This is a genomic window from Micromonospora sp. NPDC050980 (genome assembly GCF_040653835.1).
GTDB lineage: Bacteria > Actinomycetota > Actinomycetes > Mycobacteriales > Micromonosporaceae > Micromonospora.
In genome coordinates this window covers 316,244-338,331 of sequence record NZ_JBFAGS010000002.1, presented here as the reverse complement: position 1 = coordinate 338,331, position 22,088 = coordinate 316,244, and the positions used below count along the sequence as shown (strand labels likewise).

21 protein-coding genes and 2 pseudogenes are annotated in these 22,088 nt (G+C 74.6%); 3 read left to right on the top strand and 20 right to left on the bottom strand.

Going from position 1 to position 22,088, the window contains the following annotated elements; genetic code table 11:
- Positions 1 to 92 precede the first annotated feature (92 nt).
- A complete protein-coding gene (locus AB0H28_RS05370; RefSeq protein ID WP_358034564.1) occupies positions 93 to 401 on the top strand; it encodes a hypothetical protein in 309 nt (102 codons plus the stop codon).
- Positions 402 to 610: 209 nt separating this feature from the next.
- On the opposite strand, the gene AB0H28_RS05365 is transcribed toward AB0H28_RS05370, so the two are convergent.
- From AB0H28_RS05365 to AB0H28_RS05280, 18 genes and pseudogenes are all read right to left on the bottom strand, one after another.
- A complete protein-coding gene (locus tag AB0H28_RS05365; RefSeq protein ID WP_358034562.1) occupies positions 611 to 787 on the bottom strand; it encodes a hypothetical protein in 177 nt (58 codons plus the stop codon).
- 57 nt (positions 788 to 844) lie between these two features.
- On the bottom strand, positions 845 to 2,299 hold the full coding sequence (locus AB0H28_RS05360) for a cation:proton antiporter (protein WP_358034559.1): 1,455 nt from the start codon (positions 2,297 to 2,299) through the stop codon (positions 845 to 847).
- A gap of 145 nt (positions 2,300 to 2,444) precedes the next feature.
- Positions 2,445 to 3,857, bottom strand: a complete 1,413-nt coding sequence (locus AB0H28_RS05355; RefSeq protein WP_358034555.1) for a proton-conducting transporter membrane subunit — start codon at positions 3,855 to 3,857, stop codon at positions 2,445 to 2,447.
- Positions 3,854 to 5,335: an NADH-quinone oxidoreductase subunit M gene (locus AB0H28_RS05350; RefSeq protein WP_358034552.1), complete on the bottom strand. Its 1,482-nt coding sequence runs from the start codon at positions 5,333 to 5,335 to the stop codon at positions 3,854 to 3,856. The genes AB0H28_RS05355 and AB0H28_RS05350 overlap by 4 nt, the downstream gene beginning before the upstream one ends.
- A gap of 3 nt (positions 5,336 to 5,338) precedes the next feature.
- Entirely contained in the window at positions 5,339 to 7,258 is a 1,920-nt protein-coding gene (locus tag AB0H28_RS05345; RefSeq protein WP_358034549.1) for a proton-conducting transporter membrane subunit, read from the bottom strand.
- A complete protein-coding gene (gene nuoK, locus AB0H28_RS05340; protein WP_358034546.1) occupies positions 7,255 to 7,560 on the bottom strand; it encodes an NADH-quinone oxidoreductase subunit NuoK in 306 nt (101 codons plus the stop codon). Before nuoK ends, AB0H28_RS05345 begins: the two co-directional genes overlap by 4 nt.
- On the bottom strand, positions 7,557 to 8,078 hold the full coding sequence (locus AB0H28_RS05335; protein ID WP_358034543.1) for an NADH-quinone oxidoreductase subunit J: 522 nt from the start codon (positions 8,076 to 8,078) through the stop codon (positions 7,557 to 7,559). The genes nuoK and AB0H28_RS05335 overlap by 4 nt, the downstream gene beginning before the upstream one ends.
- Position 8,079: 1 nt before the next feature.
- Positions 8,080 to 9,003 carry an NADH-quinone oxidoreductase subunit H gene (locus AB0H28_RS05330; protein ID WP_358034540.1) on the bottom strand — a complete coding sequence of 308 codons (924 nt, stop codon included), beginning with the start codon at positions 9,001 to 9,003 and terminating at the stop codon, positions 8,080 to 8,082.
- On the bottom strand, positions 9,000 to 10,112 hold the full coding sequence (locus AB0H28_RS05325) for a hypothetical protein (RefSeq protein WP_358034537.1): 1,113 nt from the start codon (positions 10,110 to 10,112) through the stop codon (positions 9,000 to 9,002). Before AB0H28_RS05325 ends, AB0H28_RS05330 begins: the two co-directional genes overlap by 4 nt.
- Positions 10,103 to 10,417 (bottom strand): NADH-quinone oxidoreductase subunit A, encoded by a 315-nt coding sequence (locus AB0H28_RS05320; RefSeq protein WP_358035153.1) that lies wholly within the window; start codon positions 10,415 to 10,417, stop codon positions 10,103 to 10,105. Before AB0H28_RS05320 ends, AB0H28_RS05325 begins: the two co-directional genes overlap by 10 nt.
- Before the next feature lie 104 nt (positions 10,418 to 10,521).
- The gene (gene ctaD / locus AB0H28_RS05315) at positions 10,522 to 12,201 is read right to left on the bottom strand and encodes a cytochrome c oxidase subunit I (protein ID WP_358034534.1); all 1,680 of its coding nucleotides are present in this window, start codon (positions 12,199 to 12,201) and stop codon (positions 10,522 to 10,524) included.
- Between the two features lie 64 nt (positions 12,202 to 12,265).
- Positions 12,266 to 12,526, bottom strand: a complete 261-nt coding sequence (locus tag AB0H28_RS05310) for a hypothetical protein (RefSeq protein WP_358034530.1) — start codon at positions 12,524 to 12,526, stop codon at positions 12,266 to 12,268.
- On the bottom strand, positions 12,523 to 12,933 hold the full coding sequence (locus tag AB0H28_RS05305; RefSeq protein ID WP_358034527.1) for a DUF1622 domain-containing protein: 411 nt from the start codon (positions 12,931 to 12,933) through the stop codon (positions 12,523 to 12,525). The genes AB0H28_RS05310 and AB0H28_RS05305 overlap by 4 nt, the downstream gene beginning before the upstream one ends.
- Before the next feature lie 141 nt (positions 12,934 to 13,074).
- Positions 13,075 to 14,649 carry an ANTAR domain-containing protein gene (locus AB0H28_RS05300; RefSeq protein ID WP_358034524.1) on the bottom strand — a complete coding sequence of 525 codons (1,575 nt, stop codon included), beginning with the start codon at positions 14,647 to 14,649 and terminating at the stop codon, positions 13,075 to 13,077.
- A gap of 586 nt (positions 14,650 to 15,235) precedes the next feature.
- A pseudogene (locus AB0H28_RS05295) lies at positions 15,236 to 15,886 on the bottom strand (sigma-70 family RNA polymerase sigma factor); the annotation flags it as partial.
- A gap of 262 nt (positions 15,887 to 16,148) precedes the next feature.
- Entirely contained in the window at positions 16,149 to 17,363 is a 1,215-nt protein-coding gene (locus AB0H28_RS05290) for a cation:proton antiporter (protein WP_358034521.1), read from the bottom strand.
- Between the two features lie 55 nt (positions 17,364 to 17,418).
- Positions 17,419 to 17,853, bottom strand: coding sequence for a ChaB family protein (locus tag AB0H28_RS05285; RefSeq protein ID WP_358034518.1), 435 nt, complete (start codon positions 17,851 to 17,853; stop codon positions 17,419 to 17,421).
- Positions 17,854 to 17,873: 20 nt separating this feature from the next.
- A complete protein-coding gene (locus AB0H28_RS05280) occupies positions 17,874 to 18,308 on the bottom strand; it encodes a phage holin family protein (RefSeq protein WP_358034515.1) in 435 nt (144 codons plus the stop codon).
- A 139-nt stretch (positions 18,309 to 18,447) separates the two neighbouring features.
- Here AB0H28_RS05280 and AB0H28_RS05275 point away from each other — a divergent pair, with 139 nt between their 5' ends.
- Positions 18,448 to 18,801: a hypothetical protein gene (locus AB0H28_RS05275; RefSeq protein ID WP_358034512.1), complete on the top strand. Its 354-nt coding sequence runs from the start codon at positions 18,448 to 18,450 to the stop codon at positions 18,799 to 18,801.
- Between the two features lie 42 nt (positions 18,802 to 18,843).
- Complete coding sequence (locus AB0H28_RS05270; RefSeq protein WP_358034509.1) at positions 18,844 to 19,524, top strand: hypothetical protein; 681 nt, start codon at positions 18,844 to 18,846, stop codon at positions 19,522 to 19,524.
- Between the two features lie 105 nt (positions 19,525 to 19,629).
- Here AB0H28_RS05270 and AB0H28_RS05265 read toward each other — a convergent pair.
- Both AB0H28_RS05265 and AB0H28_RS05260 read right to left on the bottom strand, forming a co-directional pair.
- Positions 19,630 to 21,662: pseudogene (locus tag AB0H28_RS05265) on the bottom strand (glycogen debranching N-terminal domain-containing protein).
- Positions 21,659 to 22,039 (bottom strand): SCP2 sterol-binding domain-containing protein, encoded by a 381-nt coding sequence (locus AB0H28_RS05260; RefSeq protein ID WP_358034506.1) that lies wholly within the window; start codon positions 22,037 to 22,039, stop codon positions 21,659 to 21,661. The pseudogene AB0H28_RS05265 and the gene AB0H28_RS05260 overlap by 4 nt, the downstream one beginning before the upstream one ends.
- Positions 22,040 to 22,088 lie beyond the last annotated feature (49 nt).

The window sequence follows — 22,088 nt, the reverse complement described above, 5'->3', positions numbered from 1 at the left end:
CCGCCCGCGCGGGCCTCTCGACCAGATCCACCATTCCGTCCGGCCGAGGATGACCGATATGACAGGGTCAGGACGGTGAGGAGGCGGTCATCGTGCCCGACAAGCGCCAGATCCTGGACCTGCTGGACCAGGGACGCGACTACCACGAGATCTCCCGCCTGCTCGGCATCCCGCCGGGGCGGGCCTACCTGATCGCCACCGGCATGCCGGCGGACAACGGGGACGCGGTGACCGGGTCGCGGCGCGAGCGGACGGGCGTGCTGCCGTCCCGGACGCAGCGCCTGGTCAACGACCGCGAGGTCAACCCCACCTCGTTGCCGCGGGTGCACGCGTGGATACGTCGCCGGGCCGCCGACGACGCGCAGATGCAGCGGGCCGCGCGCGCGAGCGGGCAGGGCTGACCGAACGGGGCGGAAGGGACGGGCCGGTGGGGAACTTCTCGATGCGGGCGTGGCCGGTGTGGCGACAGATCACCGGCGCCGACCGGTACGGCCGGGGCGCGGCCGCCAGGTCCTCATCGTCCTGACGAGTTGCCTGGCCGCCGCGCTGGCGGTGCGACAGCAGGCGGGCCGGGCGACACGGCGCCGGTGACCGCGAGCGGGCGCGGTCGTCAGTGCCGGGACCGGGCCACCAGGTAGCCGAGGAGCAGGCCGCCACCGACCAGCACCACCGCCCGCGGTGTCACCGCCGCGCGCAGTTTGCCGAGGCCCGCCTTCGGGTCCACCACGCTGCCGGCAACGTCGCCGGCCGTGCCCACCACCACGTCGCCGAGCTTGCCGAGATTCATCCGACCCACCACCCTTCCGGAAGTTGCCGCCTACCCGGCGGACCACTATCGAAACGGCTACCCGCCGGGACGGGTGAAGACCCGCTCCGCGGCGGGCTGCTCACCGCCGGCCACCAGCACCTCGTCGCCGGCCCGCAGCACCGTCGCCCGCCCGAGCCGGACCTGCTCGCCGTCGCGGCTGATCAGGCTCACCCAGACGCCCTCGTCCCGGCTCAGCTCGAACAACGGCCGGCCGTCGGCCGGGGCGCCGGACGCGACCGTGTACTGGCGCAGCCCGACCGGTTCGCCCTGCACCCGGATGCCGACGGCCCACGGTTGCAGCGGGATGCTGCGCATCGGCACCCGGCACCAGCGGGCCATGAGCGGGACCAGCCCGCCCTGCACCACGATCGAGAACGCGACCACGGCGAAGACGATGTCGAACAGCCGCAGGTCCTGCTCCAGGTCGGCGGTAAGGATGAACGTGCCCAGCAGGATCGGCACCGCGCCCTTGAGCCCGGACCAGACCACGAAGATCCGTTCACCCCAGCGCAGCCGGACCGTGGTGAGCAGGCCACCGACCACGATCGGCCGGATCACGAAGGTGAGCAGCACGGCCAGCACCAGGCCGGTGAGCCAGGCCCGTTCGGTCACCATGCTGCGCAACGACACGATCAGACCGAGCAGGCCGAACGCCAGGATCTCGCCGAGGCTGGCCAACGCGCCGTGGAAACGCTGGATCTCCCGCTTGAACGGCGCGCGGGCGTCGCCGACGACGATGCCGGCGAGGAACACCGCGAGGAAGCCGGAGCCCCGGGCCAGCGTCGCCACGCCGTAGATCGACGCCGCGGCGAACAGCACCTGGAGCGGGTAGAGACTCTCGTCCGGCAGCGACACCCGGCGCATCAACTGCAGGATGAGCCACCCGCCGGCCAGCCCGAGCACCAGACCGACCACGAGTTGCAGCGCGAACTCGCCCGCCCCGGAGGCGACCGCCGACCACCCGCCGGCGGTCCCGGCGGCCAGCAGGCTCACCATCAACGCGATCCCGACCGGGTCGTTCGCGCCCGACTCGCCCTCCAGGATGGTGCCGCTGCGCCCCACCACGGTCCGCCGCCCGAGCACCGAGAACACGGCGGCCGGGTCGGTCGGGGACAGCGCGGTGCCGACCAGCAGCGCGGCCAGCCAGTCGAAGCCGAACACCCAGCGCAGCACCAGGGCCAGCGCGCCGGCGGTCAGCAGCGTCCCGGCCACGCCCACCAGCGCGACCGGGCCGAGCGACGGCCGCAGCCGCCGCCAGCCCATGCTCATCCCGCCGCTGAACAGCACCAGCACCAGCGCGATCTCGACCAGGTGCCGGACCGCGTACAGGGACAGCTCGTTCAGCTTCGGGAACAGGTCGGAGACGATCGCGGCGGCGAACAGGAACAGCGCCGGCGCGGGCAGCCGCAGCCGGTCGGCGAGCCGGTTGGACAACACCGCGAGGACCGCCACCGCGCCCAGCGCGGCGACGTAGATCGCGAACTCCGTCACCGCCACCCCGTTCCCGCTCCGGTTCGCCCCCGCGAGCACCCGTCGGCTACCGCTACCCGCTCCGGTCCCGGTTAACCGGGACCGGAGGTCCACCGACAAGGTGACCGCGACCCTCCGCTGCCACCACGGATCCGTCGACGAGACGTCAGCGTTGCAGCGTCTGCTCGACCAGACCGGCCAGCGGAAGCGCGCCGGCCGCACCGAGAAGCGCCGCCACCGCGGTCGCCACCGCCACCACCCGCGGTCCTCGCGGCGAAGCGGGCCGCAGCGGGCGCGGGCCGGAGGGCAGCGACAGGGCGGGGACCAGCCAGCGCAGGTAGTAGAAGAGGCTGGCCACGGTGTTGACCGCGGCGACCACCACCAGCCAGGCCAGCCCGCCGTCCCAGGCGGCGGTGAACACCGTGAGCTTGCCGGCGAAGACCGCCGTCGGGGGGGTGCCGACGAGACCCAGCAGGCAGATCACCAGCGTCGCGGCGAGCCAGGGCCGGCGGCGGGCCAGCCCGCGGTAGTCGTCGAGGGTGTCGTGCGGCTCGGCGGCCAGCACCGCGAACGCGCCGAGGTTCGTCACCGCGTACCCGGCGAGGTAGACCAGCAGGGCGGGCAGCGCGCGCTCCGCGCGGCCGGCGACCGCGACGGCCATCAGCAGGTAGCCCACCTGCGCCACGGTGGAGTACGCGAGCAGCCGGCGCGGGTCGGCCTGGCCGAACGCGGCGAAGTTGCCGAGCGTCATGGTGACCGCGGCGAGCACCGCGACCAGCAGCGGCCAGTCCACCACGTCGGCGGGCACCGCGACGGCGAACAGCCGGTACGCCGCGAGCAGGCCGCCGAGCTTCGGCACCGTGGTCAGCAGCGCGCCGGCCGGGATCGAGGCGCCCTGCACCGCGTCGGGCACCCAGAAGTGCCCCGGCACCGCGCCGATCTTGAACAGCAGGCCGGCCAGCACCCCGACCACCCCGACCGCGACGGCGGTGGACGGCGCCCCGGCCAGGCCGGCGGCCAGCCGGTCGTAGTCGCTCGCCCCGCCGCCGAGCGCGGTCAGCAGCGCCGCGCCGGCCAGCAGGCCCACCCCGGCCAGCGCGCCGACCAGATAGACCTTCAGCGCCGCCTCGGCGCCCCGCCGGTCCCGCCCCCAACCGGCCAGCCCGGCCAGCGGCACCGACGACAACAGGTACGCCACGGCCAGCAGCAGCAGGTCCGACGCGCCGGCGAGCAGCACCGCGCCGAGCACGGCGAGCAGCGTCAGCACGTAGAACTCGGTCTCCCGACGGTTGCCGGCGACCCGGCCGGCGGCGATCCCGACCACCAGCAGCCCGGCCAGCGGGATCAACAGCCGGGCGGCCGTGGTGCCGGCGTCGAGGGCGTAGCTGTGCGCGTACACGGTGGTGCGCTCGCCCACGGCGGGCAGCGTGGCAAGCACGGCCGCGAGCAACGCCCCGGCGGCGACCAGCCGGGCCACCCACTGCCGTTCCCTCGGCAGGAACGCGCCGGTGAGCAGCGTGCTGACCGCGCCGGCCAGCAGGAGCAGCTCCGGCAGCAGGGCGAGCGGACGCTCGGTCACCGGGCCACCAGCTCGGTGACCGCCCGCGCGGCCGGTTCCACCACGTCCAGCAGCAGCCGGGGGAACACGCCGATCAGCAGGGAGAGCGCCAGCAGCGGCAGCACCGCGGCGGTCTCGGCGGCGGTCACGTCGGCGGTCGCGGACAGCCGGTGCCGGGCCGGGCCGAGAAAGACCCGGTGCAGCGCCCACAGGAACAGGGCGGCGGTGACCAGGATGCCGGGCAGCGCGAACGCCACCGCCACCGGCGCGGAGCCCAGGCTGCCGGCGAAGATCTGGAACTCGGCGATGAACCCGGAGAAGCCGGGCAGGCCGAGGCTGGCGAACGCCGCCACCGCGGTCAGCGCGGCGAACCGGGGCGTGTCGCCGGCCAACCCGCCGTAGGCGTCCATCCGGTAGGTGCCGCCCCGGTCGTAGAGCACGCCGGCGAGCAGGAACAACGCCGACGTGATCAGCCCGTGGCTGACCATCTGGGTGACCGCGCCGGTCACCGCCACCGCGCGGGCCTGCGCGTCCGAGCCGGCGACCAGCCCGGCCGCGCCGACCGCCAGCACCACGTAGCCCATGTGGTTGACCGACGTGTACGCGACCATCCGTTTGAAGCTGCGCTGGGCGAGCGCCACCAGCGCCCCGTAGAGCACGCTCACCACCCCGACCACGACGACCACCCAGGCGTGACGCCGCCAGGCGTCCGGCAGCACCGGCATGGCGATCCGGACGAACCCGTAGGTGCCCATCTTCAGCAGGATCCCGGCCAGCACCGCCGAGCCGGCGGCCGGTGCGTCGGTGTGCGCCGGCGGCAGCCAGGTGTGGAACGGGAACGTCGGCGTCTTGATCGCCAGCCCCAGCAGGATCGCCAGCAGCACCAGCGCGCCGGCCACACCCCGCGTCGGCGGGTCCCGGGTCAACGCCACCATGTCGAAGGTGTGCGGCGCGGCGGCGACGTAGAGGCCGATGAAGCCCAGCAGCAGCGCCAGCGAGCCGAGGAACGTGTAGAGGAAGAACGTCAGCGCCGAGCGGCGGGCCTGCGGGCCGTGCCCCCAGCCGGCGATCACCGCGTACATGCCCACGATGGACAGGTCGAAGAAGACGAAGAACAGGATCAGGTCGAGCGAGACGAACAGCCCGAGGCAGGTGGTCTGCAGGGCGAGGAACAGCGCGGCGAACTGCCGCGGCCGGGGCTGGCGACGCAGCGAGTACACCGCGCAGGCGGCGAAGACGACTGTGGTGAGCGCGAGCAGCGGCAGCGACAGCCCGTCCACCCCGACGTGGTAGCCGGCCCCGGCGCCCGGGATCCACGGCCGGTCCACCTCGTACGCGAAGCCCTCCCCCGGGTACGCCCACCACACGCCCAGCACCGCCACGACCTCGACGACGGTGACCGCGATCCAGAGCCACGACACCGCCCGCGCCGGCAGGCCACGCCAGCACAGCAGGAGCACGGCCACGGCCAGCGGCGTGAAGACGATCAGGGACAGCACGGGTCACCTCGCCAGCAGCAGGATCAGCACGGCGGCGCCCAGCATGAGCACCACCTGGACGTAGTACTGGTGGACCAGGCCGGTCTGCGGCCGGCGGGCCAGCACACCGAGCCGGCGGGCGGCCCGGGCGAGCCGGCGCACCAGGGCGTGCACCCCGTGGTCGTCCAGCCGGGCCACGGCGTCCGCGGCCCGCCGGGTCACGGCCGGCACCGCGCCGACCGCGCGGTCGAGCCCGGCGTCGTCGAACCTCGCCAGCCCCCGCGCCGCACCCAGGGCCGCGCCCGGCACCGCCCGCACGGCCCGGTCGAGCACCCGGTCGTCGAAGCGGGCCAGCCCCCGGGCCAGCGCGAGGGTCGGCCGGACCACCAGCAGCCGCGCGGCCAGGTCGAGCCCCAGCCAGGCCCGCGCCCAACCCGGAGCCGGCGGCCGGGCCGGCGCGGCGACCGCCACGGTGAGCCCGGCGACCGCGAGCAGGCCGGACAGGACCAGTTCGGCGATCCGGGTCGGCGGGGCCGGGCCCGACCCGACCGCGTCGGCCACCGCCTGAGACAGCGGCGGCAGCGCCAGGACGCCGAGCACCGCCGCGCCGACCGCCAGCGGCACCAGCGGGCCCCGCTGCCCGGGCGTCACCACGCGGGTGCCGTCGCGCTCGGTGTCGTAGCCGGACTCGACGCCGGGCGGCACCGGGCGCAGGACCACCGCGAGCGCCCGACCCGCGTAGAGGGCGGCGAGCAGCGCGCCGGCCAAGCCGACCAGATACAGCGCCGGGGACCGCTCGCGGGCGCCGGCGAGCACCTCGTCCTTGGTGGCCCACAACGCCAGCGGCGGCACCCCGGCCAGCCCCAGGGCGCCCACCGCGAACCCGGCCCCGACCAGCGGGTGGCGCCGGCCCGCGCCGCGCAGCGCGGACAGCCGGCGGGTGCCGAGCGCGCTCAGCCACGCCCCGGCGGCGAGGAACAGCAACGCCTTGGTGGCCGCGTGACCGATCAGGTGCGCGACCGCCCCGGCCGGGGCGACGGCTGCGCCCAGCACCACATACCCGAGCTGGGCGCTGGTGGACGCGGCAAGCAGTTGCTTCAGGTCGGACTGGGCCAGCGCCACCGCCCCCAGCGCCAGGGCGGTCAGCGCGCCGCCCCAGGCGGCCACGTCCACCGCCCAGCCGCTCGCCACCAGCAGCGGGTGCAGCCGCACGAGCAGGTAGCCGCCCATCGCCACCATGGCGGCGGAGTGCAGCAGCGCGCTGACCGGGCTCGGGCCGAGCATGGCCCGGGACAGCCAGAACGAGAACGGCAGTTGGGCGGCCTTGCCGAAGCCGGCGGCCAGCACGCCCGCGGCGGCCACGTCCCGCCAGCCGGGCGGCAGCCCGGCCAGCCCGGCCAGGTCGAGCGTGCCGCCGGCCAGTCCGGCCCCGGCGGCCAGGTAGAGCCCGAGGTCGCCGGCGCGGGTGGTGAGGAACGCGGTGCCACCCGCCGCGACCGCGTCGTCGCGCCGCCAGTGGTGGGCGATCAGCGCGTACGACATCGCGCCCATCACCTCCCAGCCCAGCAGCAGCACCGGCAGCGTCGTCGCGGTGGCGGTGAGCAGCACCGCGGCGAGGAAGACCAGCATCAGCCCGTGGAACCGGGACCGGCCGGACCGGATCTCGGCGGCGGCGTACCCCAGTACCAGCAGCGCCACCACGGCCACCGCCGGCACGACGAGCGCGGCGGTCCCGTCGACGGCCAGACCCCACCGGGCGCCGGCCATCATCGGTGCGTCGACGGCCGGCCGGGCCGCCGCCACCGCGACGGCCAGCGCCGCCACCAGCGCGGCCACGCCCAGCGCCAGCGCCGGCGCGACCCGATCCGCTCGCCGCCCGCCGAGCAGCAGCGGCCCCCCGGCGACGGCCGGGAGGACGACCAGGGCCCACAGCGCGACGGTCATCCGCGCAGCTCCCCCGCCATGTCGGTCATGTCGGCGTCGCTCGAGCGGAACAGCAGGGTCACCACCGCGAAGCCCATCGCCATCTCCACGGTCATCGCGGCGATCACCACCAGCACCAGCACCTGCCCGTCGGGCTGCTGCGGGGCCAGGAACCACCACAGCGCGGCGGCGGCCACGACCACCCCGTTGATCATGAGTTCGAGGCCCATCATCACCATCACCACCGCCTGCTGGCTCAGCGCGCCGTACAGGCCCACGCTGAACAGCGCGGAGGCCAGCAGCAGGAACATCGGCAACGTCACGGCCGCTCCGGGGAGTCCGCACGGTCGTAGCGGCCCCGGGCGGTGGCGAGCACCAGCGCGGCGACCATGGTGGCGAACAGCACCGCCGAGATCGACATCATGACCAGCATCTTCGACCCCATGATCGCCTCGCCCAGGGCCCGGGTGGGATCGGCGGGCGGCCCGCCACGGCGGGTGGGCCACGGCACGAGGACCGAGCCGGCCGCCAGCACGACGAAGACACCCACCGAGACCGCCAGCGCGCCCCGGCGGTTGTGCAGCATCGACATGGGCATCAGACCGGCCGGGTTCATCATGAACATGACCATGAACACCGCCATGACCGCCATCTCCATGACCATCATCAGGACGGTCACCACGCCCAGGTAGCCCAGGTCGAGCAGGAGCAACTCGCCACCCACGGCGACGAACGACAGCGCCAGCGCGAACGTCGCCCGGGCCATCGAGTCCACCGTGAACACGGCGACGCCGGACGCCACGGCCACCAGCGCCAGCACCACGAACGCGACGACGACCACCTCAACCCCTCCCCACCACGAGCACGGCCACCACGAGCACCTGCGCCAGCGTGGCGGGCAACACCACCAGCCAGGCCACCCGCATCAGCCGGTCGGCCCGCAGCACCGGCACCCGGCCCCGCAGCGCCACCAGGGCGGCCAGCACGACGAGCGTCTTCACCACACTCCACGCCCACGCCGGCAGCAGCGGACCCGACCCGCCGCCGAGGAACAGCGCCACCGCCGTCGCCGCGCCCGCGGCCAGCAGCGCGTACCGCCCGGCGAGCAGGACCAGCCGGTCCACCCCGGACGGCTCGGCCAGCACGCCCCCGGCGACGTCCCGCCCGTCCGGGTAGGCGAACGGCCCGGACATGCTGAACGCGAGCACCGCGCCGAGGAAGACCAGGAACGCCACCGGCATCCACCCGACGAACCACAGCTCCCGCTGCGCCGCCACCACGTCGGCGATCCGGAGACTGCCGGCCGCCACCGCCGGGGCGGTCAGCGCGAACATCAGCGGCAGTTCGTAGCCCAGCGCCTGCGCCAGGAACCGGTAGCCACCGACCAGGCCGGGCCCGCTGTTGCTGCCCCACCCGGCGAGCCACACGGCCGCCCAGAGCAGCACGTCCATCGCGTTGAACCAGACCACGCCGACCGGCAGGTCGGCCACCACCCGGTCGCCCAGCGGCACCACCACGACCATCAGCAGCGCCACCACCAGCGGCCCGGCCAGCCCGAGCCGCCACAGCAGCAGGTCCGCCGCCACCACACGTCGCCGGCGCTGCCGCAGCAGCCGGGCCGCCTCCCACACCGGCCGCCCGGCCCGGCCCGCGAGCGTCGGCCCGCCGGCCGGGTCGAGCAGTCCGGCCAGCGCCGCGGCGGCCAGCGCGAGGCCGAGCAGCACCCCGGCGGCCGGTAGCACACCCCACCACGGACCGGCGGTCACGACCGCACCCCGGCGGCCACCACCGCGTCCGGGTCGGGGTCGAACGAGGCCAGCACCACCCGGGCCGCGGCCAGGTCGAGCCCGACCGTCAGCCGGGCGGCCACCGCCAGCACCGCCGCCGCGTCCGGCTCCGGCGCGGCCGGCTCACCGCCGGCCAGCAGCCGGTAAGTCTCGGCCAGCCGGCGCCGCCACCGGTCGGTCGCGTCGCCGCACACCGCCGCCGGGTCGGCCAGCCCGGCCCGCCCCGCCGTCACCTCGGGCAGCACGCCCAGCCCGTCGGTGGCGCGACGCAACGCCCGCGAGCGCCGGGCCCGCCGGTCCAGCGCCCGGAAACCGGCGTACGCCGTGGCGAGCGGGACGTGGTCGACGAGCGCGTCGCGCAACCGACGCGCGGCGACCGCGCCGGCCGGCCAGCCCACCACCGCCCAGAGCCGGCCCAGGGCGTCGAGGTGAGCCACCGCCTGCCGGCGCCGGCGCAGCTCGGGATGGTCCACGTCCGGGTACGGCCGCACCGCCGCCGGATCGGCCGGCGGCAGCACCCGGGCGTCCGCCGACTGCACCACGTCGCCCTGCACGGCCAGCTCCACGACCAGGCCGGCCGGCCAGTCCGCCAGCACCGGACCGAGCGCCAGGTGCAGCACGTCCAGTTTCAACCCGTCGCGGTCCTCGGCCCGCTCGGCCATCATCAGGCCGCCCGGCATGGACATCCCGTCGTGGTCACCGTGGCCGGACGATCCCGACCCGCCGTCGTGCTGCCCGCCGCCCGCCTCCGGCCCGGGGTCCGCCGGCTCGCCGCCGGTCCCGGTCAGCCGGGCGACGGCCGCGTGCAGCGCGGACGCCGCACCGGCCGGGTCGGTGACCCGCGCCCGCGCGCGGGGGCCCGGGAACTGGGCCCACACCCGCTCGACCGCCGCCGCCAGTTCGGACCCCGGTTCGCCGACCACCACCAGCAGGTCGGCGTCCGCCGGGGACGGCGCGAGCGGCCATCCGCCCCGGTCGGCGTGCGCCTCCACGGCCAGGCGGGCGACGGTGGCGCCGGGCGCGGCCACGACCAGCGGATGCGGCCGGCGGGCCGCCCAGCGGGCCAGGAGGTCACCGGTCAGGCCCACCGCAGCGCCCCCTCCCGCCAGGCGTAGACGACACCGGCCATCAGCAGGGCGAGGAAGACGAACATCTCCGCCACGGCGGGCGTGCCGACGTCGGCGACCACCACCGCCCACGGGTACATGAACAGCATCTCCACGTCGAAGGCGAGAAAGAGCAGGCTGACCGCGTACCAGCGGACGTGGAACCGGGAGACGGCGTGCTCCGCGGGCGGCAGCCCGGACCGGAACGCCGCGACGGTCGACGGCGTGGCGGCCACCGCCGTCCGCAGGTGCGCCAGATACAGCGTGCCCACTGCCGCGGCGGCCAGCCCGAGCATGGCCAGCACCGGCGCGAACCCTCCCATCCGCCCTGCTCCCTCCGGAATCGGTGCCTCCACCCTGCCAGCCGGCCGGCGCTCCCGCCCGGTATCGGTCAGTCCGCCGCCGAGCGCGGGCCGGGCGGCACCGCCGCGGCACGGTCCTGACGGAGGTCGTACGCGGGTCGCTCGGAGCGGATGCGGGGCATCCGGTCGAAGTTGCGCAGCGGCGGCGGGGAGGACGTCACCCACTCCAGCGACAGGCCGTGACCCCACGGGTCGGGCTCGCGCACCACCGGGCCGAACCGGTAGGAGCGCCACACGTTCCACAGGAACGGCAGCGTGGAGACGCCGAGCACGAACGACCCGATGGTGGAGACCGTGTTCAGCCCGGTGAAGCCGTCCTGCGCCAGGTAGTCGGCGTAGCGGCGGGGCATGCCCTCGGCGCCCAGCCAGTGCTGCACCAGGAACGTGGTGTGGAAACCGATCATGGTCAGCCAGAAGTGGATCCTGCCGAGTCGCTCGTCGAGCATCCGGCCGAACATCTTCGGGAACCAGAAGTAGATGCCGCCGAAGACGGCGAACACGATGGTGCCGAACAGCACGTAGTGGAAGTGCGCCACCACGAAGTACGAGTCGTGCACGTGGAAGTCGACCGGCGGGCTGGCCAGCAGCACCCCGGTCAGGCCGCCGAGCAGGAACGTGACCAGGAAGCCGAGCGCGAACAGCATCGGCGTCTCGAAGGTGATCTGCCCCTTCCACATGGTGCCGATCCAGTTGAAGAACTTGATCCCGGTGGGCACCGCGATCAGATAGCTCAGGAAGCTGAAGAACGGCAGCAGCACCTGACCGGTGGCGAACATGTGGTGCGCCCACACGCTCATCGACAGCGCGGCGATGCCCAGCGTCGCGCCGACCAGCCCGCGGTAGCCGAAGACCGGCTTGCGGGAGAACACCGGGATGATCTCGGTGATGATGCCGAAGAACGGCAGCGCGACGATGTAGACCTCGGGGTGCCCGAAGAACCAGAACAGGTGCTGCCACAGCATCGGCCCGCCGGTGGCCGGGTCGTACACGTGCGCGCCGAGCTGCCGGTCGGCCAGCGCCGCGAGCAACGCGGCGGCCAGCAGCGGGAACACCAGGATCACCAGGACGGCGGTGACCAGGATGTTCCAGGTGAGGATCGGCATCCGGAACATGGTCATGCCGGGGGCGCGCAACGTCAGCACGGTGGTGATCAGGTTGACCGCGCCGAGGATGGTGCCCAGCCCGGAGATCACCAGGCCGACCGCCCACAGGTTGGCGCCGACGCCCGGCGAGTGCGCCGGGCCGGCGAGCGGCTGGTAGGCGGTCCACCCGAAGTCGGCCGCGCCGCCGGGGGTGGCGAACCCGCCCAGCACCAGCAGCCCGCCGAACAGGTAGAGCCAGTAGGCGAACGCGTTGAGCCGGGGAAACGCCACGTCCGGCGCGCCGATCTGCAACGGCACCAGATAGTTCGCGAAGGCGAACACGATCGGGGTGGCGAACAGCAGCAGCATGATCGTGCCGTGCATGGTGAACATCTGGTTGTACTGCTCCGGGGAGAGCAGCTGCATCCCGGGGCGGGCCAGCTCGGCCCGCATGACCAACGCCAGCAGCCCGCCCACCAGGAAGAAGCCGAACGCCGTGGTCAGGTAGAGGATGCCGATCTGCTTGGCGTCGGTGGTCCGCAGCAGCCGCGCCAGCGCCGAGCCGCGCACCGGCCGGCGGACCGGCCCCACCACGTCGACCGGCCCGGGCGCCGTCCACAGGTCCATCAGCTCCCCCTCCCCTGCGCGGAGGCGGTGTCCGGCCGGGCCGGGCCGGAAACCTCGGCCGGGTTCATTTCTCGCCGGTGCTCGCCGCCCGGGACGGCCCCAGGCCGAGACCGACCAGTTGCCGGACCGCGATGATCGCGGCCGCGCTGAGCAGTTGGTCCCAGGACGGCGGCAGGGCCAGCCGGAGCAGCCCGGCGGCGAGCCACAGGTCGAGCGCGACCCGCAGCGCGAGCCGGCCGTCCCGGGCAACGACCAGCACGACCAGCCCGGCGAGCAGCCCGGCGGCGACGCAAACCGCCGCCGCGTACCCGATGAGGGCGCTCACGACGGCCGTCCCGCCGGCTCGTCCACCGGGTCCGGCGTGGCCCGGCCCTCGCTCCGGGCCAACTCCGCGCGTTCCTGCCGGATCTCGCGGGCCAGGAAGAAGTTCAGCGCGGTCCGGATGGCGGCCACCGCGGCCAGTTCCGCGATCTCCCGCAGGGTCGGGGCGATGGCGGTGCGCAGGATGTCGGAGGCGAGCTGGAACTCCAGCCCGAGGGCCAGGAAGCGGCCCAGGCCGAGCCGCACGGGCACGAACGCACGGGTCCGCCGGTCCCGTAGGCCGACGACCACGAAACGCACCAGGGCGGTCATCGCACCGACGAAGATGATCAAGGCGCCGGCGGTCTCCACCAGTCGCACCAGCAGGTCGACGGAGTGCGACAGCCACTCCTCACCGAGCACATCGTCCATGACGCGCTCCGATGCCCGCACCGGTCGGGGTCACGCCCCGTGCTCAGTAGACATGCGTCACGTCGCGCAGCGCTTCCTAGGAGGCTAGGTGAAAGCCGGATCAGGACCTGCCCCCAGCGGCACCGACCAGGCCGGGCGACGTCAGCGGCGGGCCACCGCGCCGCGCACCCCGGCCACCCGGCCGTCCGGGTCCACGACGGGGTCGGCGACGAGCCGCACCGGCCACGTTGCACCGCGCCGCCGCACGGTGAACTCCAGGTCGGCCGGCTCGGCCCGCTCGACCAGGGCGCGCAGCGCCGCCCGCACCCGGGGCGCGTCCGGCGGCGCCGCCCAGCGGTGCAGCGCGCCCAGCGGCAGCGGGCCGTCGGCCGGATCGCGGCCGAGCACCCGGTACGCGCCCGACGACCAGGCGACGGAGTCGCCCGCGAGGTCCCACTCCACCCAGCCGACGGCACCGGCCCGCTCCAGCCGGGCCGTGCGGTCCGCCGCCCGGCGCTGCTCGTCGTGATAGCGCCAGCCGACGAGCAGCCCGTCGCCGAACGGAACGGCGCGCAGGCTGAACAGCACTCGGGTCGGCCTGGCGCCGCCGGCCCGCCACACCTGACCCGGTCCCCAGTGGAAGGGACGCCCGTCGCGCAGGGCGCGGGCGCACCCGGCGACGATGCCGTCGTCGGCCGCCGACGGGTGGAGTTCGAGCAGCCGGAGGCCGGTGAGCGCGTCCCGGCCGCGCTCCGCGCCGTCGGTCGCGTCCGGGCCGCACCGGTCGAGGCGGAAGTCGACGACCGCCGCGTCGTCGTCGCGCACCGGCGACCACCACGCCACCGAGCCGGGCAGCACGTCGAGCACCGCCTCCAGCCAGTGGGCGGCCGGCGCGTCCCCGACTCCCCCGGACAGCGCCGACAACCGGCGGCCGGCGACCTCGGCGAGCGCGCCCAGGTACGCCCGTTGCCCGTCGTCGAGGTCCCGGTGGGCGTCCCAGCTGATCGCGGCCACCCCGATCGTGCGGCCGGCCCGGCGCAGCGGAAGGCAGACCCGCACCGCTGCGCCGCCGATGAAGTCGTAGCCCCGGCGGCGGGCCTCGTCCCGGGTCAGCCAGAGCGGGTTGCCGTCCACCGCGGCGCGCAACAGCGCCATGTTGACCGTGCCGGGGGCGCGCTGCCACAGGCTCGCCACGGATGGCGGCAGGCCGTGCGAGCCGACCAGCCGGACCGCGCCGTCCGGTTCGAGCAGACCGAGCAGGGTCGAGTCGGCGCCCAGGTGGCGTACCGCCCCCGCCAGCGTCTCGGCCAGCGCGTTCGCGTCGCCGGCGGTCGCCATGGCGGCCCGGGCCAGGTGATAGCGGGCGGCGGCCTCCCCGGTCAGCGGCGCCGGAGCGCCGGTGTCCGGCTCCGGCCGGGGCGCGGGCGGGTGCAGGTAGCGCTCCGGCCGGAACGGCTCGGGCGCAGGCGGCGGGGCCGAGGGCGGCGGAGCGGCGGCGCCGAGCAGCCCGGCGGCCACGTCCACCAGCCGGATGTTGCTGTGCTGGGAGATCCGCCGCAGCTGCGCGAACGCCTCCTCCGGCGAGCAGCCCTGCCGGGCGATCAGCAGACCGGTGGCCTGCTCCACCACCGCGTGGGCGCGCCGCTCCCGACGCAGCGCGTCCAGCTCGCGTTGCAGGCGCTGCACGGTCGCCACCAGGGGTGGGGGCGGGACAGCCGCGGCCCGCCGTCGCGTCACCTGTTCTCCTCGTCGTCGGTGCGCCGTCGACGGGACCGGAGCCCTCGACGACGACAGGATGGACCTCAGCCGACCTTATCGCCGCGGGTGCCGCCGGGCACGGCGGCGACGGCCGGTCCGCCTCGACGTCCCCCGACGCGACGCCCGGCCCGGCCGGGGAGACACCGGTGGCCCGGCCCCGGACCGGCAGGCAGGGAATCAGTCGGGTCAGGCCCGCCCGCCGCAGCAGGCGCAGCCCGTTCGGCGGCAGGTTGACCAGCGTGAGCCGGGCCCGCACGTGCGCGCAGGCCCGGTGCAGGTCCAGGACGGCCCGGGCCAGCCGGGGCGACTCGACCGACGCCCGCCGCAGGTCCACCACCACGCCGCGGGGCCGTTCGGTCACCGCCATCCGGGTGAGCCGGTCCCGGAGCACGTCCACGCCGTCGTCGTCGAGGACCCCGCTCACGCCGGCCAGGGTGGTGACGCCGGCACTGTGGAACGTCACCCGGACCCGGGCGCCGCCGGGGTCGGCCGGCTCCTCGGCGGTCATCTCCCGCCGGAGCAACCCGATCGCCCGACGCAGCAGGCGCGACACGTGCATCTGGGAGACGCCGAGCAGATCGCCGATCTGCTCCTGGGTCTGGTTGCCGTGGAAGTAGCGGATCACCACAGCGCGCTCCCGCTCCGGCAGCCGGCGCAGCGCCGCCAGCAGGTCCAGCCGGTCGCAGAGCCCGTCCACCCGCAGGTCCCGCTCGGCCAGCAGGTCCTCCCGCTCCACCGGCTCGTCGTCCCCACCGGCCGGCCGGTGCAGGGACACGTTCCGGTACGCCCGCCCGGCGGCCAGCGCCTCCACCACCACGTCGACCGGCACGCCCAGGTGCCCGGCCACCTCGTCGGCCCGGGGCGCGCGCTGCGAGCGGCGGGTCAGTTCGGCCTCGGCGGCGTGCACCAGCAGGTAGCGCTCCTGCAGGCTCCGGGGCACCCGGACGTCCCAACCGTGGTCCCGGAAGTGACGCTTCAACTCGCCGAGGATGGTCGGGGTGGCGTAACCGACGAACGGCACCCCGCGCCGCGGGTCGTACCCGTCGACCGCCTTGACCAGGCCGTAGCAGGCCACCTGCACGAGGTCGTCGAGGGGTTCGCCGCGGTGGGTGAAGCGGCGGGCCAGGCCCACGGCCAGCGGTCGATGGGCCTCGACCAGGCGGTCCCGGGCGCGCCGGGCGGTCGGGCCCTCGGCATCGCGCAGGGCGGCGAACATCTCGTCGACGTCTGCGTCGGACCGCGAGACGGACATGGTCATGGTCGTCCTCCACGAGGGGCAACGGGTCGATAGGCGCGGGGCGACCGCCGCGTCGCGTGGGTGGCACGCGAGCGGGCAGGGGTCGGCCCCGGACCGGCGCGCCGAGCCGTCAGGTGGACGTGGTGATCCTGGTGCCGTTGGTCGACACCGCGGCTGCCAGGCGCGAGCTACCGTGATCGCTTTCCTGGCACGCCGCCGGTAAACCCGGGCCCGCGCACCGTTACCGCTTCGAGACCTCGCGCTGCCCGGCGGCGTACCAACGGCGGCCCGGCATCGCGGTGACGCCGTGCACCACGACGCTGAGCGCGACGACGAGGCTGCCGGCGGTCCACAACATCTCCTGCCCCGCGCCCTCGTCGGCGCTGAAGGCCAGGTAGAACAGCGCGGACACGCCGATCGGGCCGAACCAGCCGAGGAAGACCAGCTCCCGCCAGGGCAGCCCGAGCGGCTTCTTCAGCGCCAGCACCACCGGCAGCCGCCGCAGCAGCAGCACCGCGACGGCGAACAGCGGCAACCGCCAGCCGGCGTCGAGCCAGTCGCGCCACGGCAGTTCGACGCCGAGCAGGAAGAACAGCGGCAGCAGCAGATAGCGGGTGAGCGAGTCGTCGAGCTTCTGCTCGGCGAGGCGCGGCTGGTCGCCGATGACCCGGTTGTAGGCCAGCCCGGTGACGAACGCGGCGAGGATGCCGTCGGTGTCGAGCACCCGCGCGACGCCGAGCGCGGCGATGCCGAGCAGCACCGCGAAGACCAGCAGCGAACCCTGGTCGAGCGTCTCCCGGTGGCTCGCCGCGCGCACCGCGTGCCCGGCCAACCAGCCGAGCAGGACGCCGACGCCCACCGCGCCGAGCACGCCCCACACCGCTGTCGTCACCTGGTCGGTCCAGGGCTGCGCGCCCACCGCCGCCAGGGCGAGGACGACGAGCGGGAACGCGAGGCCGTCGTTGCCGCCGGACTCGCCGCTGACCACCCGCCGGAGCCGGGCCGGCAGTTGCCGCTCGGCCGGGCCGCCGGAGACGATGCTGGAAGCCAGCACCGGGTCGGTGGGGGTCAGGCAGCTCCCCAGCAGCGCGGCCAGCCCCAGCGGCACGCCGAGCACCAGCCAGGACAGGCCGGTGCTGAGCACGGCCATGCCGATCATGCCGGCGGAGAGCAGCACCAGCACCGGCCGCAGCACGGCCCGGTAGCCGGCGGCGGAGAAGCGCAGCGCCACGGCCATCAGGGACACCGCCAGCAGGGCGCGGCTCACCTCGCGGATCAGGTCGGCGCCCAGCCGGTCGGCGAGGTCGACCAGGCCGAGCACCGGGCCCGCCAACACCCCCAGGCCCAGGGCGAGCAGCGGTTCGGACAGCACGGTCCGGCGGATGGCGCTGGACCAGAAGGCGAGCAGGACACCGAGCCCTCCCACGAGGGCGTACGCGAGCAGCAGCGGACTCATGGCCGGCCGCTACCCGCCGCGGCCCCGACCACACCCACCTCCCGGGGTCGACGCCTCACCGGCGCCGGGCGCGGGCGGTGGCCCGGGCGTTGGCCTTCTCGATCGCCTCGACCAGCTCACCCTTGTTCATGTTCTCCGGATCGTCGATGCCGACCCTGCGCGCCACGTCGTCCAGGTGGCCCTTGTTGGCGTTGGCGTCCACCCCCTGGGCGGTGGGCCGGTCACGCTCCCGCGAGGCCGGGGTGCCCTGCGCCGCCTGCGGGTCCGAGGGCCCCTTGTGCTCCTTGGGCTCCCAGTGGTCGCCGACCTTCTCGTGGGTGTGCTTCAACGACGCGTAGGCGGCCCGGTGCGCGCGCTCGCCGTCGCCGTAGCTCTCCTCGGCCGACTCCAGCGTCTTCTTGTAGGTGCGCACGGCCTTGTCGTCGGAGCGCGCGATGGTCGACGGGACCTCGTCGCGCATCTCCTCGGCCTGCTCGTGCTTGTCCGGCATGTCGTCCTCCCGGTTCCGCGTCACCTGTCCAGTTCGTCGCGGGCGGCCTCGGCGCCGGCGGGCAGCACCCGCCCGGCGGTCCCGGTGACCATGTCCCGCACGTCGTCGGCGAGCCGGGCCGACGGGCCGCCGGCCGCGCGCAGCCGCGCCAGGCCCACGCGTCCCAGCAGCACGGCCGTCACCAGATAGCCGGTGGTGAGGCCGGCGGCGGCCAGCCGGCGCGGGAGCATCGTCTCCAGCACCCGCAGCACCGTGGTCGACGCCGCTCCCGCGCCGAGCACCAGGCAGCCGCCGGCGGCGGCCAGCAGCGCGATCCCCACCCCGGCCGGGCGGGCCGCCTCACCCACCTGCGCGCGCACCGCCCGGACCTCCGCGCGGGCCACCTCGGCCACGTCCTCGGCCAGCCGCTCGGTGGGGCTTCGCCGCCCGTCCCCGGCCACGGTCCCGTCGCTCATCACACCTCCCGCTGCGTCACCGCGTGCTCCCGGTGTACCCGGCCGGGCCGGCCGCACACCCCCGCCGTCTCCGTGGGCGGGTGCGGCGACAAAGCCAGCCGCTGCTGGCCGCCGTGTTCATCGGGGTCTCGCGGTCGCCGTGCGGCACTCCCCGCTGTCCGGTCCGGTCAGCGCGGTCCTGCACGGCGGCGTGGTGATCTACCTGTCGAGTCAGGCGGCGGTGGCCCGCCGCGCCTTCCGGCGGACGAGCCGCTCCACCCTCGTCGGGGTGGTGCTGATCGCCGCGCTGGCGGTGCCCGTCGCTCACGTCGCGCCGCTGGTCGCCCTGACGGTGCTCGTCACGAGCTGCGGCGCGCTCGCGGTGTTCCAGCGGATGTCCGGCGAGCGCAGGCGGATCAAGGCATCGCTACGCCGCGAGGAGCACGCCGTCGAGCAGACGGTCAGCGCGTGGCGGAAGCAGTATCTGGAGCTGGTCGCGCGCCGGGTGCCGTGAGCGGCGGTTCCCGGTCCCGGCCGGCGGGTAGGCTGCCGCAGGGTGAGCGACGATCCGGGCCGACGACACCGCGAGGACGACGCCCGCCTCAACGGCCTGGCCCACCGGCTGGACAAGCCGATGGGCATCCTGGGGCTGTTCTTCCTGCTGCTCGTGCTCGCCCAGGCGATCGTCCACGACGAGCCGCTGAGCACCGTGCTCACCGTCACCAGCTGGATCCTGTGGGCGGTCTTCGTCGCCGAGTTCACGCTCCGCGCCTGGCTCGCCCGGCACCGCGCCGGCGAGTTCTGGAAGCACAACTGGTGGCAGTTGATCTTCCTGGCGGTGCCGTTCCTGCGCTTCCTGCGCGCGGCGAGCGCACTGCGGGCGGCCCGGGGCGGCGGCGTGGTCGCCGCCGCCATCCGCGGATCGCGGTCCGCCGGCCGGCTGCTCACCGACCGGCTGGCCTGGCTCGCGGTGGTGACCGTGGCCGTCATCCTCGCGGCCGGGCAACTGCTCGTCGTCACCGGTTCCTACCGCAGTCTCCCCCGGGCGCTGCACGACGCGGCCTTCACCACCATCACCGGTGAGCCGCTGCGCGTGACCGACACCTTCGCGCAGGTTCTGGAGCTGGTGCTGGCCGCGTACTCGGTGGCGGTGTTCGGCACGCTGGCCGGCGCGCTCGGCGCGTTCTTCCTCAGCCGGGAACGGGCCGAGGACGAACGCCGCCGACCGCAGGAGTGAGCGTCGCCGTCAGGCCACGGCCGGACCGGGAAGGCGACGGACGGCGCGCGGAAGGTCCGCGCCAGGGCCGCCGGCTGACGGCACCGGCCGCTCGTGCCGGTGCCGTCAGTCCGGCCGGCTGCGTCCCAGCGCGTCGACGGTGCCCCACCGGCCGGGGATGTCGAGGATCTCGACACGACCGAGCCCGGGGGGATGTCGGGATCGATGACCAGGTGGTCGTCGTGCGGTTGCAGGCCGAGCATGACCCGGAGCAGGAGCAGCGGTGTTCCGGCCGACCAGGCCTGCGGGCTGCACGCGGTGGGATACTGCACCGGGTAGTTGGTGAGGCCACGCTGATAGCCGGCGAAAGCCTCCGGCAGGCGGCCCTGGAAGTGCCGGGCCGCTTCGAGGATGCCGGCACAGACGCGTCCGGCCTCCTCCCGCATGCCGTACCGCCAGAGCCCCCAGGCGATGATGGAGTTGTCGAACGGCCAGACCGTGCCCACGTGGTAGCCGAGGGGGTTGTAGCGGGCCTGGCCGGCCGCGAGGGTGCGGACCCCCCAGCCGGTGAACATGTCCGGGCCGAGCAGGTGGTCGGTGACGCTCCTGGCCCGGTCGACGTCGACGATGCCGCTCCACAGCAGGTGTCCCATGTTGGACGCCAGGGCGTCCACCTGGTTGCCGTCGGCGTCCAGCGCGAGGGCGTAGTATCCGCCGTCGGTGACCCAGAAGTCACGGTTGAACCGCTGCTTGAGGTCGGCGGCCTCGCGTTCCAGCCGTCCGGCGTACGCGTGGTCGTGCCACACGTCGCGGGCCAGCCGGGCGGCGCGGATCTTCGCGTCGTAGGCGTAGCCCTGCAGCTCGCAGGTCGCCCGGGGGAAGCCGGGAAGCCGGCCGTCGCGGTAGCAGATGGCGTCCGGCGAATCCTTCCAGCACTGGTTGGGCAGGCCGGTGCGCGGGTTGCGGGTCTGGTAGTAGAGATAGCCGGTGCCGCGGCTGTTGCCGTAGGTGTCGATCCAGTCCAGCGCGGCGCGCACCTCCGGTTCCAGGCGCCGGACGAGGTCCTGGTCCCCGGTCCAGCGTTCGTACTCGTCGAGCAGGATCACGAACAGCGGCGTGGAGTCGGCGGAGCCGTAATAGGGCGAGTGGGGTTGCTCCTCGAAACCGGCCAGTTCGCCGTAGCGCAGCTCGTGCAGGATCTTGCCCGGCTCCTCGTCCCGGAAGTCGTCGAGCCGGCTGCCCTGCATACCGGCCAGGACCGCGATGGTCGGCGGTAGGAGACGGGGCAGGAACGGCAGCGCCTGCAGGCCGGTGATGATGCTGTCCCGGCCGAACAGCGTCATGAACCAGGGAAGACCGGCGGCGATCAACTGTTTACCGAAGGTGATGGACTGGTAGCGGAGCGCTCCCAGGTCGCGGACCCCGGTGTGGTACGCGGCGGCCAACGGCGCGTAGTCGCAGATCAGCCGCGGCACGGACGCGACGAAGCTGGTGCGCTCGGCGCGGATCTGCTCGACGTCGCGATCGAGGCCGATCGGCAGCGCCTCACGGAAGTCCCGTCCGTCCGCCCCGATGATCAAAGCCTGCGCCAGCAGTCTCATCCGCCACTCGCCGTGCTGCTCCACCCGGATGTGGAACGTCATGCCCTGCTCGTCCACCTCACCCGGGGCGCTGCTGGTCACGCGCACCTCGCGGTGGAACCGCTCCCGTCGGTAGCTCAGCAGCAACTCGTCGCCCGCGACCCGGGCCGTGGCCCCGCCCGGTTTGCGCTGCGCGTTCTTGATCTCGAACAGGTCGGCGAAGTCCGAACCCACCTCGATCCGTAACGTCAAATCGACGGCCGAGGTGGTGTGGTTGAGCACGGTAAGCGTCTCCTCGAAGCTGCCGTTGATCGCCCGGTAGCGCAGCACGGAGAGGTTCGCGTCGACGTAGTGGCTGGGCACCCCCGGCACCAGGAAGTACGTCGTCTCGTACGAGGTTTCCTCGTCCACCGACAGCGCGTTCAGCCGCTCCCCGTCGAGCGTCAGCACCCAGGTGGACAGGAAGCGGGTGTCGAAGGAGAACAGCCCGGTCGGGTAGTCCAGCGAGGGCTCGATGTCGCCCCGCCGGTCGGACACCACGAACGTGTTGCCGTCCAGGATGCTGATCAGCTCCTTCACGCCGGTGTCTCCGGTTCCACCGCGCCCACCGTCCGCGGGTCGCGCGCTCGCGGCGACGGGGGGAAGAACCGCCGGAACGCCAGGAACAGCTCGACGTCGCCGCTGAGCGTCGCGTCGTTACGCAGCAGCGCCGCCACCGGTTGGGACTCGCCCGTGACCAGCCTCTCGAACAGCTCGGCGTCGCTGCGCCACACCGTGTCCGCCTCGGCGTATCCGGGGGCGGCCACCGGACGGCCCGATCGCAGCGTCACCACCCAGTGATCGGTGTGCTCCCCCGTGTAGAGGTCGACCCGCAGCACCCCGTCCACCGGGCTGCGCAACCCCTGCGGCGTTCTCGCCTGCAGCGTGCTGAAGAACTGCCCCACGAGCGCATCCATACAACAACAATAGGTGCAGAACGGGCAAAGAGCGGGGTCGGGTCGAGGT

Excerpts from the sequence above, each read along its gene's own strand:
- AB0H28_RS05365 (WP_358034562.1), bottom strand. The coding sequence starts at position 787 with ATGAATCTCGGCAAGCTCGGCGACGTGGTGGTGGGCACGGCCGGCGAC.
- AB0H28_RS05345 (WP_358034549.1), bottom strand. The coding sequence starts at position 7,258 with ATGACCGTCGCGCTGTGGGCCCTGGTCGTCCTCCCGGCCGTCGCCGGG.
- ctaD (WP_358034534.1), bottom strand. The coding sequence starts at position 12,201 with ATGGACCTGTGGACGGCGCCCGGGCCGGTCGACGTGGTGGGGCCGGTC.
- AB0H28_RS05305 (WP_358034527.1), bottom strand. The coding sequence starts at position 12,933 with ATGGACGATGTGCTCGGTGAGGAGTGGCTGTCGCACTCCGTCGACCTG.
- AB0H28_RS05290 (WP_358034521.1), bottom strand. The coding sequence starts at position 17,363 with ATGAGTCCGCTGCTGCTCGCGTACGCCCTCGTGGGAGGGCTCGGTGTC.
- AB0H28_RS05285 (WP_358034518.1), bottom strand. The coding sequence starts at position 17,853 with ATGCCGGACAAGCACGAGCAGGCCGAGGAGATGCGCGACGAGGTCCCG.
- AB0H28_RS05280 (WP_358034515.1), bottom strand. The coding sequence starts at position 18,308 with ATGAGCGACGGGACCGTGGCCGGGGACGGGCGGCGAAGCCCCACCGAG.
- AB0H28_RS05260 (WP_358034506.1), bottom strand. The coding sequence starts at position 22,039 with ATGGATGCGCTCGTGGGGCAGTTCTTCAGCACGCTGCAGGCGAGAACG.